General features: G+C 63.2%; 12 protein-coding genes and 1 pseudogene. 7 read left to right on the top strand and 6 right to left on the bottom strand.

The features are described from left to right. Positions 1 to 17 precede the first annotated feature (17 nt). The 3 genes from ispA to HU773_RS24810 all read right to left on the bottom strand — a co-directional run bounded on the left by ispA (position 18) and on the right by HU773_RS24810 (position 2,109). Positions 18 to 905, bottom strand: a complete 888-nt coding sequence (ispA, locus tag HU773_RS24820; protein ID WP_057444863.1) for a (2E,6E)-farnesyl diphosphate synthase — start codon at positions 903 to 905, stop codon at positions 18 to 20. Continuing rightward, on the bottom strand, positions 902 to 1,144 hold the full coding sequence (locus tag HU773_RS24815; protein ID WP_029299452.1) for an exodeoxyribonuclease VII small subunit: 243 nt from the start codon (positions 1,142 to 1,144) through the stop codon (positions 902 to 904). Before HU773_RS24815 ends, ispA begins: the two co-directional genes overlap by 4 nt. 92 nt (positions 1,145 to 1,236) lie before the next feature. Continuing rightward, complete coding sequence (locus HU773_RS24810) at positions 1,237 to 2,109, bottom strand: BrxR family helix-turn-helix transcriptional regulator (protein ID WP_120734213.1); 873 nt, start codon at positions 2,107 to 2,109, stop codon at positions 1,237 to 1,239. 122 nt (positions 2,110 to 2,231) lie between these two features. Between HU773_RS24810 and HU773_RS24805 the strand changes: the two genes are divergently transcribed. Together HU773_RS24805 and HU773_RS24800 are read left to right on the top strand one after the other, a co-directional pair. Beyond that, on the top strand, positions 2,232 to 2,465 hold the full coding sequence (locus tag HU773_RS24805; RefSeq protein WP_120734212.1) for a hypothetical protein: 234 nt from the start codon (positions 2,232 to 2,234) through the stop codon (positions 2,463 to 2,465). Positions 2,466 to 2,646: 181 nt separating this feature from the next. Next, positions 2,647 to 4,527 (top strand): hypothetical protein, encoded by a 1,881-nt coding sequence (locus HU773_RS24800; protein ID WP_186625006.1) that lies wholly within the window; start codon positions 2,647 to 2,649, stop codon positions 4,525 to 4,527. Here HU773_RS24800 and HU773_RS24795 read toward each other — a convergent pair. From HU773_RS24795 to gliR, 3 genes and pseudogenes are all read right to left on the bottom strand, one after another. After that, positions 4,524 to 4,922, bottom strand: a complete 399-nt coding sequence (locus HU773_RS24795; RefSeq protein WP_186625007.1) for a MerR family transcriptional regulator — start codon at positions 4,920 to 4,922, stop codon at positions 4,524 to 4,526. The genes HU773_RS24800 and HU773_RS24795 overlap by 4 nt on opposite strands. Then, positions 4,909 to 5,504: pseudogene (locus HU773_RS24790) on the bottom strand (NAD(P)H-dependent oxidoreductase). The gene HU773_RS24795 and the pseudogene HU773_RS24790 overlap by 14 nt, the downstream one beginning before the upstream one ends. Positions 5,505 to 5,687: 183 nt before the next feature. Beyond that, positions 5,688 to 6,707, bottom strand: coding sequence for an AraC family transcriptional regulator GliR (gliR, locus tag HU773_RS24785; protein WP_115129096.1), 1,020 nt, complete (start codon positions 6,705 to 6,707; stop codon positions 5,688 to 5,690). Positions 6,708 to 6,935: 228 nt separating this feature from the next. On the opposite strand from gliR, the gene HU773_RS24780 reads away from it, so the two are divergent. The 5 genes from HU773_RS24780 (at position 6,936) to HU773_RS24760 (ending at position 15,183) form a co-directional block, all read left to right on the top strand. Beyond that, positions 6,936 to 8,531 carry an FAD-binding oxidoreductase gene (locus HU773_RS24780; protein WP_186625008.1) on the top strand — a complete coding sequence of 532 codons (1,596 nt, stop codon included), beginning with the start codon at positions 6,936 to 6,938 and terminating at the stop codon, positions 8,529 to 8,531. A gap of 4 nt (positions 8,532 to 8,535) precedes the next feature. Beyond that, positions 8,536 to 10,125: a glycerol-3-phosphate dehydrogenase/oxidase gene (locus HU773_RS24775; RefSeq protein ID WP_186625010.1), complete on the top strand. Its 1,590-nt coding sequence runs from the start codon at positions 8,536 to 8,538 to the stop codon at positions 10,123 to 10,125. 10 nt (positions 10,126 to 10,135) lie between these two features. Then, on the top strand, positions 10,136 to 11,725 hold the full coding sequence (locus HU773_RS24770) for an FGGY-family carbohydrate kinase (protein ID WP_057438979.1): 1,590 nt from the start codon (positions 10,136 to 10,138) through the stop codon (positions 11,723 to 11,725). Between the two features lie 107 nt (positions 11,726 to 11,832). After that, complete coding sequence (locus HU773_RS24765; protein WP_128593456.1) at positions 11,833 to 13,143, top strand: phospholipase; 1,311 nt, start codon at positions 11,833 to 11,835, stop codon at positions 13,141 to 13,143. A gap of 54 nt (positions 13,144 to 13,197) precedes the next feature. Then, positions 13,198 to 15,183, top strand: a complete 1,986-nt coding sequence (locus tag HU773_RS24760; protein ID WP_081044311.1) for a DUF1302 domain-containing protein — start codon at positions 13,198 to 13,200, stop codon at positions 15,181 to 15,183. Positions 15,184 to 15,212 lie beyond the last annotated feature (29 nt).

Raw genomic sequence — 15,212 nt, 5'->3', positions numbered from 1 at the left:
GGTAATCGCCGCCGTAATCAGTGGCGGCGTTCGACGATATACCGCGCCAGGTCACGCAGCGGCTCGGCTGCCGCGTCGAATGGTCGCAGGGCGGCCAGGGCCTGGTCGCGCAGCTCCAGGGCATAGGCCTTGGCGGCATCCAGCCCTAACAGCGACGGATAAGTCGGCTTGTCACGGGCAATATCGGCGCCCTGGCGCTTGCCGAGGGTCGCGGTATCGCTTTCCACGTCGAGAATATCGTCCTGCACCTGGAACGCCAGGCCGATGGCCCGGGCATAGATCTGCAAAGCAGCCAACTGCGCCGCTTCGGCGCGACCACTGGCCAGGGCGCCGAGGTGCACGGCAGCCTCGATCAGCGCCCCGGTCTTGTGCCGGTGCATATACTCCAGGGCTTGCTGGTCCAGCTTGAGGCCGACCGAGCCGAGGTCAATTGCCTGGCCCCCGACCATACCGGCCGGGCCTGCGGCGGCGGCCAACGCAGTGACCATGCGCAGGCGGATCTCGGCATTCACACCGCTCAAACGCGGGTCGAGCAGGGCACTGAACGCCAGGCTTTGCAGGCCGTCGCCGGCGAGGATCGCACAGGCTTCGTCAAAAGCCTTATGGGTAGTGGGCTGGCCGCGACGCAGATCGTCATCGTCCATGGCTGGCAAATCGTCATGCACCAGCGAATAGGCATGAATCAATTCCACCGCACACGCCGCGCCATTGGCTTGCGCGGCGTCCACGCCCAGCGCCTCACAGGCCGCATAGGCGAGCAAAGGCCGTACGCGCTTGCCGCCGTTCATCACGCTATAGCGCATGGCTTCATACAGCCTGGCCAACTCCGGGCTTGGCGCCACAAACAGCGGTTCCAGCGCAGCATTGACCCGGGCCTGACTGCTGGCCTGATAAACGTCGATCATTGCGCTTGTTCCGCGTCGAAAGGTTCTTCGGCCAACTCCCCATCCCGTTCCAGCAACACCTGGACCTTCTGCTCCGCCTGCGCCAGAGCGCTCTGGCAATCGCGGGTCAGGCCAATACCTTGCTCAAACGCCGTCAACGAGTCTTCCAGCGACAACTCGCCGTTCTCCAGACGCTCGACCAGGGTTTGCAGATCGGCGAGGGATTGTTCGAAATCGAGTGCAACTTTTTTGCGGGCCATGGCGGCTATTCCGGTTGACGGTAAACGGGCGCGACACTAGCAGATAGGGGGGGGAGGGGCAAATGAGGGGCGCTTGAGCGCACCGGGGTTTTTCAGTCATACAGCCAAGGCTTCAGCTCCTGCAGGTTCTTCACCACAATCTGCTGGGCCTCGGGTTTGGGGTCGAGGTTCTTCGGATCAATCTGGTAGCGCTGCAGGACGTACTTCACCAGGGCCTGGCGACTGGGGATCACCAACTGCCCATCGAGCATGCCGAAATCCGCCTCGATGATTGCCCGTTGCGCCGCCGCCAGGCGCTGGTCCGGGGTGATCACCAGGTTCACGGCGGTTTCCCAGACGTGGTCATCGCCGATCAGGTTCTCGGATTTGCCCAGCAACTCCGGTTCGCCGCGCAGGCGGCTGAGCACAAAGTCGCGGTATTTGCCGTTCTTCTCGCAGTAGGCCCGCACGTGCCAGCGCATGCCGGTGTACACCAGGGTGTGCGGGGCAATCAGGCGCACCTCCGGCTCGGGGTTGGCCAGGGACACGTACTCGGTTTCCAGGCGCAAACCTTCGCGGCAAGCCTTGAGCAGTGGGCGCAGGATTTGTGGGCGGATGCTGCGGTCCGGCACCTCCAGCACCTTGGTATGGGCATAGGCCAGCGCTAGCCCTTCAATGTGTGGTGCGCGTTCGTTGTTCTGGTACAGCAGGTGTAAATAGGCGCTGGCGCTGTCGTCGATAAAGCGCGGCTTGAAGTGCTTGCTCGGGATGTAGCCCTTGAGCTGCTTGTCATATGTCAAGTTTCGGGGCGCATGTTCGGTGATGTAGGTGTTGATGTCTTTCGAGGCCTGCTGGCGGCTGATGCCAAAGCTCTGGATCAAGTGCCCCGTGGTCAGGCGGCCCTCCCACCAGGCGACGGTCTCGATCAAACGATAGCGAAGTGCCAGGTCCCAGCGTACCTGTTCGACGGATTGTTTGCGTTTCATGACCCCTCCCATATGTGCGATTACTTTACCTGTATCTGTCTACAGTGTAGACCTGTAATAAAACACGACATATCTTTTGGCTGTCTTCGAGATCGCTCGAACTCACTAAAAGGAAGCAGGACATGGGGATGTCGGAGGTTATTTCGACAAGTGCGTTGGTACTCATTGGCGTGATTTTGCTGGTGCTGTTGATGCAGTACCTGCGCCTGCGGGAAATCTGGACGTTCGTTGCAGGGTGCCGTTCGGCGGCACGCTGGGCAAAGATCCGCGAGATGGAAAACCGTGAGCTCAAGCGCGCTTTGCGGGCAGAGCGGGCGCGGGTCCAGGAGCTGAAGGTAAGGCTGGAGCTGTCTTGAAGGGTGATCGGGATAGTGGCCTAGTGCTATTCTGCCGCGCAACCTCCGATGGCCAGGCGCAATGACGCTGAAAAAAATCAGAAAGGGAGATAGGGATATGTCGTTGTTGGAGTTTTTGCAGGCCCAAAAATATTCAAGCTCGGGACGGGTTCATGTCGCACCCAACATCCCGAAAAAACTCTTGAGCAACGCCCTTTCTGCCTACGGCCTGACCGTGGACCCCAGCGAAGTGGTCGTGCTGATTGATGACACCATGTTCGCCAGCGGCAAGGACGGTTGCTTGATCGGCCAGCAATACCTGGCCATCCGCGAGAGCTTCAGCGACGCGGTGGCCTACGCCTATGACGAAGTGGACGCCCTGGAGCTCAAGGGCAGCAAACTCTTCCTCAACAAGCGTCAGGCGATTGCCTTCAACATGCCGGACAAAGACGATCTGCACGATTGCTTTTCCCTGTTGCAGGAATGGCTGCGGACCCGGGGCGGCGAGCAATCGGCCCCGGTGGCGAAGCCTGCGGCGGTAAAGGCCTCGGCCGGCAACCAAGAGCTGTCGGCGGCCCAGGTTGATTCAATTGTGCACATGACCCTCAGCCTGGCTGAGCGGCTGGGGCTGGAGCGCGTGTATGTGCGCCCGCACATCCCGCAGAAAAAGCTGCAGGCGGCGCTGGACTCCTACGGCGCCAACATGCGCGAAGACGAGGTGTTGGTGCTGATTGACGACACCCTGTTTGGCGGCGCCAAGGAAGGCGTGTTGATGGGCGAGAGCAAGCTGGCGGTGAAGATGGTCTTCGACACCCCGCGCCTGTTTTTCTGGCGCCACTTGGATTCGTTGGCAGTGGAAAAGCGCGACCTGTTCGTCAACTCGCGCAAGGTCGGAACCTTTACCCAGGTGGGTGAGAAAGAGCTGGGTGAGTTCTTCTCGGTGATCAACGAGGCACTGGGGGATGCCCGCCGTGGGCTGGTTGATCAGCCGGTGGTGGCGGTGGCGCAACCTGCCGTCGCAGTGGTCGTCGCCAAGCCCGAAGCCGAGCCTGTGCTTGTAGAGCCGGTTGCCGAAGAAATCCTCGCCTTGGCGGTCATCGAACAGACAACGCCTGACGATCCGCAGAAAAAAGTCAGCGGCAAGGACAAGCTGTTGGGCTACGTGGCCGTGGCCATCGAGCAGAACAAATCGAAGATCCTGCCGTTCATCAAGGACAAGACCGGCGAGGCATCCCTGGCGGCCCTGCGCGATGACGGCAATGTCGAGAAGCTCGGCGCATTTATCTACGCCTTTCTGCCCGGTGTCGTGCGCCTGGCCCTCAAGGAAGAAACCTTCGTGCGTTTCGTCCTCGACAACCGCAACAAGCTCCTCGATAAACTGTTGGCCGGCGAAGCCGAGCGGGTTGCGGCGCTGCAAGACATCACCCCGACGGCGCGTCTGGCCCCGACCTATCATGCCGAACTCGATGACTTGCTGATGGACGACGAACCGGTGGTGCAACCGGGGCAGCGGGCCATTGAAAAGATGCAGGCGATCCTTGCCGACCTGAAGCAGGAACAGCGCGACGACCCGGATTCAGCGGTTATCTGGCAGTTGCCGATCAGTTGCCTGGGCGCAGTAATTCCCAAGGCGAAAAAACTCATTGGCTTCCCGGATGAAGAGCTGGAAAGCCAGGTTTTCTTCGTCTTGGGCTTTATGTACGGATTCTCCTTTCACAAAATCCCCGAGCCTATCCGCCAGCAAGATGGGGTTTTCGAGGCCTTCTTTACCGGGTTCGCGATTATTTGTGAGAACTACACGGAGCGTAGCCCTGGCAACAAGGTCAAGCCTGAAGACGACATGCTGCCCTTGGCGATGGGGTTGGCCAAAATGGCCACCAAGCAGCAGCTCAATGAAATGGTCAGGAAGATGCTGGATGAGCATAAGGACTTGGCCAAACCCGGCGACTTTGAACTCGATGACATCATGCTGCTGCTGCGTGAAGCCAATGGGTTTGCCCAGCAATGGGTTGACAGCATGACGCGGGAAATCCTGGCAGAAGAGCGCGCCCTGCAAAACAAATGGGGCGATCTGCTGAACTAGCTGTTGCGCGCAGTGCCGGTTTCCACCAGACGTGCAAACTGGCACTGACCCTGGGCCTGCTCCAGGCTGCCCTCAAACGCCACCAGCCCTGCATGCACCTGTTGCAGGGCTTGGATCTGCGTCATCAACTCGAGCTTTTTTTGCGCGATCGCCTGGTTGGCGCGCTGCCACGGCAGCTCATCGCCACGGTGCCCGTGGAGAATTCCCTGCAACTCCTTGAGCTTGAAGCCCAACTGCTGCGCGCACTTGATAAACGTCAGCAGCTCCACGCTCTGCGCCGAGTAAACCCGATACCGCCCCTCGCGTTGCGGCGGTGGCAGCAAGCCGATGTCCTCATAGTGACGAATCGCCTTGATCGTCGTGCCTGACAACTGCGCGGCTTTACCGATGTACATGCAGATCCATTCCTAAAAGAGTGTGCCAGCCTTTTTCAGCCACTTGTCGCGCTGCGCCGCAGTAGAGCCCAGCACAGGCCCGAACATGATTGTCTTGATCGGCTTGATACCACACAACTCAAGGGTGGTCTTGCGCATCTGGTGCAGGCCGGGCATGTGGTAGAACCAGCGGTAATACCACGGCGGCGTATCCAGGGCCACCAGCAGATGGGCGGTACGGCCCTTCAAGAGCTTGTCGGGGAATGCTTTGCCCTTGCGGTATTTGAAGGCGAAACCGGGCAGGAACACGCGGTCGATGAAGCCTTTCATCAATGCTGGAATTCCCCCCCACCAGATAGGGAAAATAAACGTCAGATGATCGGCCCAAAGGATGTCGGATTGCGCCATGAGCAAGTCCGGCTCCAAGGCTTGTACCTGAGCGTAACCGTGGTGCAGGACAGGATCGAAGCTCAACTCGCCCAGATACAAGGTGCGCACTTCGTGGCCGGCGCGGCTGGCTGATTCGCGATAGGCAGAGGCTAAGGCGTAGCAGAAACTGGTGCTGGCGGGGTGGCCAAGAATGAGCAGGATGCGGCGGGTCATGGGTGGGGAGTCCTGAGGTCGGGCCCGCAGGATGGCGTGTGACCCTAGGGGGAGAGTCAAGTACCCAGGAATGGCCTGATCGGGCGCTATCGCAGGCAAGCCAGCTCCCATATTTGATCTTCGTTGTGTTGAATACCGGGTTCACTCTGTTTGGTCGGGACCTGAAATGCAGTCCCCCAAACCCTAACTGCCCCGATGGGTCTGCCGATACTCGCCCGGCGGCACACCGGTGCGGCTCTTGAAGGTGCGGTGGAACGAGCGGGGTTCGGTGAAGCCCAGGTATTGGGCGATGTCCTGGATCGGCAGGTCGCTGTGCAGCAGGTAGTGCTCGGCCAGTTCCTGGCGCAGGTCGTCGAGGATCTGCTGGTAGGACGTGCCGGCCTGCTGCAGTTGGCGTTGCAGGGTGCGCACCGACATGGCGAACTGTTCGGCCACCTGTTCTTTGCGCGGCAGGCCTTCCTTGAGCAACTGGCGCAGGGCGTTTTTCACCCGCAGCGCCAGGCTTGAATCGTCCAGCGAGGCCATCAGGGCCAGGGCATGTTCTTCCAGGGTGCGCAGCAATTGCGCATCGGCCTGGCGCAGGGGCGTTTGCAGGTAGCTCAAGGGCGCCACCAGGGCGGAGCAGGGTTGCTCGAACAGCACCGGGCAACCGAAGAAGTCCTCGTATTGGCTGAGCTGCGCGCCGTCCGGCAATGGGTGTTCGAGCAACACCTGGCTTGGCGACAGTTCGGTGTCGGCGATCCAGCGGGCATACACCAGCCAGGACGCCAGCACGTTCTCCACCATATGCCGGCGGATGCGCGGCTGCTGGTGGCGGCAGTTCCAGATCAGGCGTACTTGGTCATGGACCATTTCGGCGCGGCTGGTGCCCATGTCGCCCACCAGTTTTTCGAACGGCATGATGCGGTTCATTGCCTCGCCCAGGGTCGCGCAGTTCATGGTGATGTAGCCGAGCACGCTCCACGAGTTGGGCAACACGAAGCGCGCTGAATTGAGCCCGAACAGCAGGTCCCCGGAATGTTCGCAGAAATACTCCAGCAGGCGTTCGTGGGCTTCCACAGGCAGGCGCAGGCTGTTGTCGTCCAGTTGGCCGGCAGTGATCCCGGCCGCCTCCAGTGCGGGGGCGGTTGCCACGCCGAGCTGTTCGGCATGGCGCAGGTACTTCAGCAGAGGAGGGACGGAGGTAGAGCCGAGTGTCTGCATGATCGGGTTCCTGGCGGGGTGTTGCCGGCGGCAGTGCCTTGCGCGCGTCGATGGCACGCAAGGTAATTTGAAATCGTGACTAAAGTAAATGCTCCCGTGGATACATCCGGTAATACAGCGAGTGACCCAATTGGCTACTCCATCTGTCCCGATGCGACCGTGACAGCCCGCGCCGGCTGTTTAGTATGGGAGCACTGAAAATCACAAGATCTGCTGGGAGAAACAGGCATGCGACGCTGGAACGGCTGGGGCGAAGAAACCACGCAGATGGAGATGCCCGCCCATGGCGCAGCGTTTCTGCGCGAGCGATTGGGCGACGGGCACACCCTGCCGGACGCCAGCCTGGACAGTGCCCTGGCCGCAGTGCCCGCGTCGCGGCTGGCGCCCCACGCGCTTTACAGCATCGAGCCCCAGGACCGCCTGATGCATGCCCGCGGTCAGAGCCTGCCGGACTGGCTGGCCCTGCGTGAAGGTGCCCTGGGTCGGTACCCGGATGCTGTGGCCCTGCCGGAAACTGTCGAGCAGATCCGCCAGTTGCTGGCCCTGGCCGACAGTGCCGACCTGTGCCTGATTCCCTATGGCGGTGGCACGTCCGTGGCCGGACATATCAACCCGCCGGCGTCCACGCGCCCGGTGCTGACGGTGTCCCTGGCCCACATGAACCGCCTGCTCGACCTCGACGAACAAAGCCTGATCGCCACGTTCGGCCCCGGTGCCAGTGGCCCCCAGGTGGAGAGCCAGTTGCGTGCCAAAGGCTACACCCTGGGGCACTTCCCGCAGTCCTGGGAGTTGTCGACCCTGGGCGGCTGGGTGGCCAGCCGCTCGAGCGGCCAGCAATCGCTGCGCTATGGGCGGATCGAGCAACTGTTCGCCGGCGGCACCCTGGAAACGTTCGCCGGGCCCCTGGAAATCCCGAGTTTCCCGGCCTCGGCCGCCGGCCCTGACCTGCGGGAAATGGTGTTGGGCAGCGAAGGGCGCTTCGGCATCATTTCCACGGTCAAGGTCCGGGTCAGCGCGCTGCCCGAGGACGAGCGCTTCTATGGCGTGTTCCTGCCCGACTGGCCCCAGGCCCTGCAGGCGATCCGCCGGCTGGTGCAGGCACGGGTGCCGCTGTCGATGCTGCGTCTGTCGAATGCCATGGAAACCCAGACCCAACTGGCGCTGGCTGGCCATCCCCATCAAATCGCCTGGCTGGAGCGCTACCTGGCACTGCGCGGGGCTGGCGAGGGCAAATGCCTGCTGACTTTCGGCGTCACCGGCAATCGTCGGCAGAATGCCTTGTCGTTGCGCCAGGCGCGCCAGCACCTCAAGGCTTTTGGCGGGGTGTTCACCGGCACCCTGCTGGGCAAGAAATGGCAACAGAACCGTTTTCGCTTCCCCTACCTGCGGGAGAATCTCTGGAATGCCGGCTACGTGGTCGACACCCTGGAGACTGCGACCGACTGGTGCCATGTCGACGCCTTGTTGCACGCGATCGAGGCCAGCCTGCGTGACTGCCTGGCGGCCGAGGGCGAGCGGGTCCATGTGTTTACCCACCTGTCCCATGTCTATGGCGAAGGTTCGAGCATTTACACCAGCTACGTGTTCCGCCCGGCGACGGACTACCCGGCCACCCTGGAGCGCTGGAAGGCCCTGAAGCAGGCGGCCAGCCGCACCATCGTCGACAACCACGGCACCATCAGCCACCAGCATGGCGTGGGCAAGGACCACGCGCCCTACCTGCCGAGGGAGAAGGGCGAACTGGCGATGGCTGCGCTGCACAGCCTGAGCCGGCATTTCGATCCGGCCGGGCGTCTGAACCCCGGCACCCTGCTGGAAGACTAGGCCCATGAGCGATGACTGGAATGCCCAGTGGCGCGCGGCCGTGCTGCCGCAACTGGCGAATGAAACCTGGGACTTGATCGTGATTGGCGGTGGTATCAGCGGCGCCGGGATCCTGCGCGAGGCGGCCCGGCGCGGTTGGCGCTGCCTGCTGTTGGAGCAACGGGATTTTGCCTGGGGCACCTCCAGCCGCTCGTCGAAAATGGTCCATGGCGGCCTGCGCTACATCGCCAAGGGCCAGTGGCGCCTGGCCCGTGATTCGGTACGCGAGCGCCAGCGCCTGATGGGCGAAGCACCGGGGTTGGTGGAGCCCTTGAGTTTCCTGATGCCGCACTATCGCGGCGGGTTCCCCGGACCGCGGGTCTTCGGCGGCTTGCTGCGCCTGTATGACGCCCTGGCCGGTTGTCGCAGCCGCCAGTTTCATAAACCTGCGCAACTGCGCTACCTGGCGCCGGGGTTGATGGAGCCGGGGCTGCTGGGGGCTTCGCAGTTTCGCGATGCGCTGACCGACGATGCGCGCCTGGTCATGCGTGTGTTGGCCGAGGCCCGCGCCGATGGCGCCTGGGCGCTGAACGGCCTGCGGGTGCGCCAGTTGCTGCGCGAGGGCGGGCGGGTGTGTGGGGTCGAGGTCGAGGACACGCAAGGCGCTGCCGTTATGCAAGTGCGTTGCGCGGTGCTGGCAGTGGCCACCGGCGCCTGGGCTGAACGCCTGCAACCGGGTGGTGGGCAGCGGCAGTTGCGGCCCTTGCGAGGCAGCCACTTGTTGTTGCCGGGCTGGCGCTTGCCGGTGGCCCACGCCTTCAGTTTCATGCATCGGCGCGACGGTCGCCCGGTATTCGTCTTTCCCTGGGAAGGGGCCACTGTGGTGGGCACCACCGACCTGGATCATCGCGAGGACCTGGACCTCGGGGCGAGCATTACCCGCGAAGAACTCGACTACCTGCTGGAGGCCTGCGCCCAGCCATTTCCCCAGGCCGAGGTAACGGCGGCGGACGTGCTGTGCACCTGGTCCGGGGTGCGCCCGGTGGTGGGCGCCGCAGACTCCCAGGCCAAGCCCTCCAATGAAACCCGCGAGCATGTGCTGTGGCAGGAGCCGGGCTGCGTGACGTTGGCGGGGGGCAAGCTGACCACCTTCAGGCCCCAGGCCATCGAGGTGTTGCGGGCCTGTGCCGGGATGCTCGGGAAGACCCTGGAGGATGACGGCGCGCCAGTGTTCCAGGCCGTGCCGCTGCAGGCGATTCCTGGGCTGAGCGCCGCCGGCCTGCGGCGTCTGGCCGGGCGCCATGGCCGTGACCTGCCACGTTTGGCCCGGCTGATACGCAGCCTGGGCAGCGAGTGTGTCGGCGCCAGCGATACCTTGTGGGCGGAGCTGGCGTTTGCCGCCGAGGCCGAGATGGTCCTGCACCTGGACGACCTGTTGTTGCGCCGCACCCGTCTGGGGTTGCTACTGCCCGACGGCGCCGCTCACTACCTGCCAGACATCCGCCGGCTATGTCAGCCGCGCCTGGGCTGGGACGACACGCGCTGGGAACAGGAACAGCAGCGCTACCTGCAACTCTGGCAACGCCATCACAGCGTCCCGTCCGCCTCGATCTGAAGAGCGCGTCATGAATAAAGAGAGCTTCGTGGATAACAATTCCCCCGACAAACACTATGTGCTGGCGATCGACAACGGCACCCAGAGTGTCCGCGCGCTGTTGTTCGACTTGCAGGGCAATCTGCTGGGCAAAGGCAAGGTCGAGTTGCAGGCCTACTACTCCACGCAGCCCGGCTGGGCCGAGCAGGATCCGGATTACTACTGGCGCAAACTGGGCGAAGCCTGCCAGCAGTTGTGGGCGCAGACCGGCATCGACCGCAGCCTGATCCGTGGCGTGTCCCTGACCACCCAGCGCGGCACCTTGATCAATGTCGATGCCCAGGGCCAGGCCTTGCGCCCGGCGATCCTCTGGCTCGACCAGCGTCAGTGCGAGCCCGAGGGCGGGATCAAGGGCCCGTGGGGCTGGCTGTTCAAGTTGATCGGCGCCGAGGCCACGGTGGACTATTTTCGCGCCCAGGCCGAGGCCAACTGGATCGCCCAGCATCAGCCGGATATCTGGGCCGCCACCGACAAGTTCCTGCTGCTCTCGGGCTTTCTCAGCCATCGCCTGACCGGGCGTTTTGTCGACTCGGTGGGGTGCTGCGTGGGCTACTTGCCCTTCGACTTCAAGCACCTGCGCTGGGCCGCGCCCCGGGACTGGAAATGGCAGGCCCTGGCGGTGCGTGCGCAGCAGTTGCCGCGCCTGTATAAGCCAGGAGAAGAACTGGGCCGCATCACCGCCGAGGCCAGCCGCCACACCGGGATCCCCGAGGGCCTGCCACTGATTGCCGCCGGCTCCGACAAGGCCTGCGAGGTGCTCGGTTCCGGCGTGGTGGAGGCGACGACCGCGTGCCTGTCCTACGGCACCACGGCGACCATCACCACTACCCGCTCGCGCTACCTGGAGATAGTGCCGCTGATCCCGCCGTATCCGGCGGCGATCCCCGATCACTACAACTGCGAAGTGATGATCTATCGCGGCTACTGGATGGTCAGCTGGTTCAAGAACGAGTTCGGCCTGCGGGAAATGCAGCAGGCCCGGGAGCAGGGCCTGGAACCGGAGCAACTGTTCGATGCGCTGGTCAACGCGGTGCCGCCCGGCTCCATGGGCCTGACCCTGCAACCCTACTGGTCGCCGGGCATCCGCGAGCCGGGTGTAGAGGCCAAGGGCGCGATGATCGGCTTTGGCGACGTGCACACCCGTGCCCATATCTACCGGGCGATCCTCGAGGGGCTGGCCTATGCCTTGCGCCAGGGCAAGGAGCGTATCGAGCGCCGGTCGAAACTGTCGATCAAGCGCTTGCGCGTGGCCGGTGGCGGTTCCCAGAGCGACGCGGCGATGCAACTGACCGCCGATATCTTCGGCCTGCCCGCCGAGCGTCCGCATGTCTACGAGGCGTCCGGGCTGGGGGCGGCGATTGCCTGTGCGGTGGGGCTTGGGCTGTACCCGGACTTCGATACCGCCATCGCCGCCATGACCCGCACCGCCGAGGTGTTCATGCCCCAGCCCGAGGCGCAACAGATGTACGACCGCTTGTACCGCGAGGTCTACCTGCACATGTATCGCCAGCTCAAGCCGCTGTACCAGAGCATTCGCGAGATTACCGGCTACCCGGCGTAGGCCCAGGCTGTATGGCGCTATTGGAGAGTCGTTTTGGCAAGATCGGACAGTGTCGGGGGATACCCGGATTGTTAGGCTGAACGCATCTACAAAAAGAGCGTAAAGCCATGAAGTTGCCGTCGTTGCTGCTGTGCCTGGGGCTGTGCAGTCTGTCGCCTGGGGCCGGTGCATGGTCCAATCACAGCGTGGGCAGCTACCTGGCCCTGCGGGATTTGCCCGCGTTGCGCGAGGCGCCCGAGGTGGCGGTCGAGTCCCTTGAGCAGTTTGTGTCCGAGCAGTACCCAGGGCTGGTGGCCTTGCTGGACGAGCAGGAAAACTTCGCCCGCAAGCACTTTCCCGACTACCCGCCGCGCCCCGACAACCTGCGTCTGGCGCCGCAGCCTGGGGCCGATCTGCGCCGGGACTTGCTCATGGCCCTGCGGGTCAACCCACAGATCCACCTGGCCCAGGTGATCCAGCCCATGCCCGGCGAGGACCTGGCTGGGCGCCCGCAGCTCAAGGCCACCGAAGTGATGGTCGAACAGACCCTCTCGCCGTGGAATCGCCAGCGCTTTATCCAACTGCAGCCGGGGCAGACGGTCGCGCCGCTGGCCGTGCTGGCAACCGCCGCGGACGAGCCGGACTACGGCCACGATATCAACCTGTTCAGCGATAACCCAGGGGCGGTCGGCGCACTCTATGGCTTCGGTGTGCAGTCGTTTGGCGACGCGCGCTTCCAGTACAGCTCCCAGGCGCCGTTTCATATGGGCTTCTTTCACGAGAGCGCGGTGGTCTATGTCGCCGCGCCTTTCCTGTTGCGTAACTGGCCGGACTGGCGGGCCTACCAGTACTTCGGTCTGGCGCGTTTTGCCTTCGCCAATGGCCATCCCTACTGGGGCTATCGCTTCCTCGGATGGGGCATGCACTACCTGCAGGACCTGACCCAGCCGTATCACGCCACCACTCTGCCGGGCGATGACTTGACCAGCATGCTGCTGATGGAAGGCAAGGCCCTGGCCGGCTACGACAGCGACAAGCGGGCGGCGATCGAACGTGTCGCCACGCGCCACAATGAGGTGGAGCGCTACCAGTTCGCCTGGCTGCGCCACCTGCTGCTGACGGGGGCGGATAACCCGATGCTGACGGCCTATGCCGACGCCACTCAGGACGCCGATTACCCGGCTTACTCGACGGACTACCTGCGCCAAGTGGTCAGTGCCCAGGCGGATGCCCAGGCCGTGGCGTTCGACGAGGCCATCGGCCAGTGGCTGACCACGCCCGGGGCGACCCAGAGCTTCAGTGCCGGCAACCAGTTGCCCGCCGAACGCTACGACCATGCCCGGCTCAACGAACAGTTGGTGCAGTTGCTACGCCACTTTGGCGCCCACAGTCGCAACTACGTCAGGGCTGGTCTCGACCGCCCGGCGCCGGCGCAGTAACAACAGACAACGCAGTGCAATAACAACAAAAAAGGTTGCAGGGGAGAGACGGTAATGAGCACCACAGTGCGCGCGCAAGGCTCGGGATCCGAGGGTAAATGGTCCATCACATCCACTGGGGCGGGCGTCGGCCTGGTAGGTCTGTTGCAACTGTGCAGCGGCGGGACCGTGCAGGCCATGGAGTTCAGCGTGCTGGACAACCAGGTCACCGGCTCGTTCGACAGCACCCTGTCTTATGGGCGTCTGTGGCGGGTCCAGGGGCGTGACAAGGGCAACGACGACGTCAACACCAACGACGGCAATCGCAACTTCGATACCGGGCTGGTTTCCGAGGTGTACAAGATCACTTCGGAGCTGGAAGCCAACTATCAGAACTACGGGCTGTTCGTGCGTGGCACGGGGTTCTATGACACCCAGATCATGGACAAGCGCAACGACTACTACCGCAACAACAGCCCGTCGCAACCCAGCCAGAGCCATCCCCAGGATGACCACTTCACCGACCAGACCCGCGACATTGCCGGTAGCCGTGTGGAGATTCTCGACTCCTACATCTATGGCAACTGGGACGTTGGCCAGATGCCTCTGACCGCGCGCCTGGGGCGCCAGGTGTTCAACTGGGGCGAGGGCATTTTCTATCGCGGCGGGGTCAATACCACCAACCCGGTGGACGCGGCCAAGTACCGCCTGCCGGGCGCCGAGGTCAAGGAAGTGCTGATGCCGGTGGAAGCCATCAGCTTCAATATCGGCTTGAGCGACAACCTGTCGATGGAGAGCTTCTATCAGTGGAACTGGAAGGAGACCCGCATCGACCCGGTCGGCACCTTCTATTCCCAGAGCGACCTGTTCGCCGATGGCGGCCGCACGGGGTACAACAACTTCACCGGCAGCGCCCTCGACACCCCGACGCCCATCGGCGGCAACGTCATCGGGTTATACGACGCCCTGGGCAACAACCCGATGTTCGGCGGCATGCTGCGCAGTACCGGGCTGTATGCCAACGGCATGACCCCGGCCTACGGCAACACCCTCAAGGTGGCGTCCATCGGCAAGGACTACAACGCGCGCAACGATGGCCAGTACGGCTTTGCCTTCCGCTACATCGCCGAGGAACTCAACAGCACCGAGTTCGGCCTGTACCTGGTCAACTACCACGCCAAGGAGCCGACCATCGCCGCAGACCTGGCGGGCTACAAGGGCATCGACATGGCGGCGCTGACCAGCATGCTGTCGTCGGTGGCCGGCAGCCAGGCCGCGGCCTTGGCCAATGGCCTGGCGACGGTGGATGTAATGGGCAATATCCAGGCGCACCGGCGTTATGCCGAAGACATCCGCATGTATGGCTTCAGCTTCAACACCACCCTGGGCAAGGCCTCGGTGTTTGGCGAGCTGGCCTACCGGCCGAACCTGCCGATTGGTATCGCCGCCACCAACGACCTGATCGGCGACCTGGCCAATGGCGCCGGCGCGGCGGCGGGCGGGCAGTTCATCAATGTCGGCGGGCAGATGGTCAACCTCAACAGCCAGATCGACAACTCCGAGCGCGTCGAGGCCTTCAACACCTCGCTGGGCAGCATCTACAACTTCGGCCCGGGCCTGAGCTTCGACTCGCTGTTCGGCGTGTTCGAACTGGCCTCCGAGCACCTGCGCGGCAGCAGCCTGAAGTACCAGGCCTACGATGGCAGCACCCGCTACTACGCGGGCAGCGGCAACACCTCTTATGTGTCTGGTGGTGAGCGTGATGACCAGGTCAGCCGTGATTCCTACAGCTATACAGTGATGTTCAACGGCACCTGGAACGACGTGTTCGCCGGGGTCAACCTGTCGCCCTACGCGGTCTACAAGGACGACTTCAAGGGCAACTCCTATCAGGCCGGCAACTACATCGAGGGACGCAAGGCTTACACCCTGGGGCTCAAGGCCAACTACCAGAACAAGCTGGAAGCCGAGCTGCAATACACCGAGTTCTTTGGTGGCGGCCAGAACAACGTGATCCGCGACCGCGACAACATCGGTTTCAACCTCAAGTACTTCCTGTAAGCCGCTGCCGTGCTGCGGCGCGAGGGCGG

The sequence above is a fragment of the Pseudomonas shahriarae genome (genome assembly GCF_014268455.2).
GTDB classification, from domain to species: Bacteria; Pseudomonadota; Gammaproteobacteria; order Pseudomonadales; family Pseudomonadaceae; genus Aquipseudomonas; species Aquipseudomonas shahriarae.
Note: the sequence above shows the minus strand (reverse complement) of the source record. Positions and strands in the feature narration are given on the sequence as shown.

What these genes read in the sequence shown, in the direction of transcription:
- ispA (WP_057444863.1), bottom strand. Translation starts at nt 905, where the DNA reads ATGATCGACGTTTATCAGGCCAGCAGTCAGGCCCGGGTCAATGCTGCG.
- HU773_RS24815 (WP_029299452.1), bottom strand. Translation starts at nt 1,144, where the DNA reads ATGGCCCGCAAAAAAGTTGCACTCGATTTCGAACAATCCCTCGCCGAT.
- HU773_RS24810 (WP_120734213.1), bottom strand. Translation starts at nt 2,109, where the DNA reads ATGAAACGCAAACAATCCGTCGAACAGGTACGCTGGGACCTGGCACTT.
- HU773_RS24805 (WP_120734212.1), top strand. Translation starts at nt 2,232, where the DNA reads ATGGGGATGTCGGAGGTTATTTCGACAAGTGCGTTGGTACTCATTGGC.
- HU773_RS24795 (WP_186625007.1), bottom strand. Translation starts at nt 4,922, where the DNA reads ATGTACATCGGTAAAGCCGCGCAGTTGTCAGGCACGACGATCAAGGCG.
- gliR (WP_115129096.1), bottom strand. Translation starts at nt 6,707, where the DNA reads ATGCAGACACTCGGCTCTACCTCCGTCCCTCCTCTGCTGAAGTACCTG.
- HU773_RS24780 (WP_186625008.1), top strand. Translation starts at nt 6,936, where the DNA reads ATGCGACGCTGGAACGGCTGGGGCGAAGAAACCACGCAGATGGAGATG.
- HU773_RS24775 (WP_186625010.1), top strand. Translation starts at nt 8,536, where the DNA reads ATGAGCGATGACTGGAATGCCCAGTGGCGCGCGGCCGTGCTGCCGCAA.
- HU773_RS24770 (WP_057438979.1), top strand. Translation starts at nt 10,136, where the DNA reads ATGAATAAAGAGAGCTTCGTGGATAACAATTCCCCCGACAAACACTAT.
- HU773_RS24765 (WP_128593456.1), top strand. Translation starts at nt 11,833, where the DNA reads ATGAAGTTGCCGTCGTTGCTGCTGTGCCTGGGGCTGTGCAGTCTGTCG.
- HU773_RS24760 (WP_081044311.1), top strand. Translation starts at nt 13,198, where the DNA reads ATGAGCACCACAGTGCGCGCGCAAGGCTCGGGATCCGAGGGTAAATGG.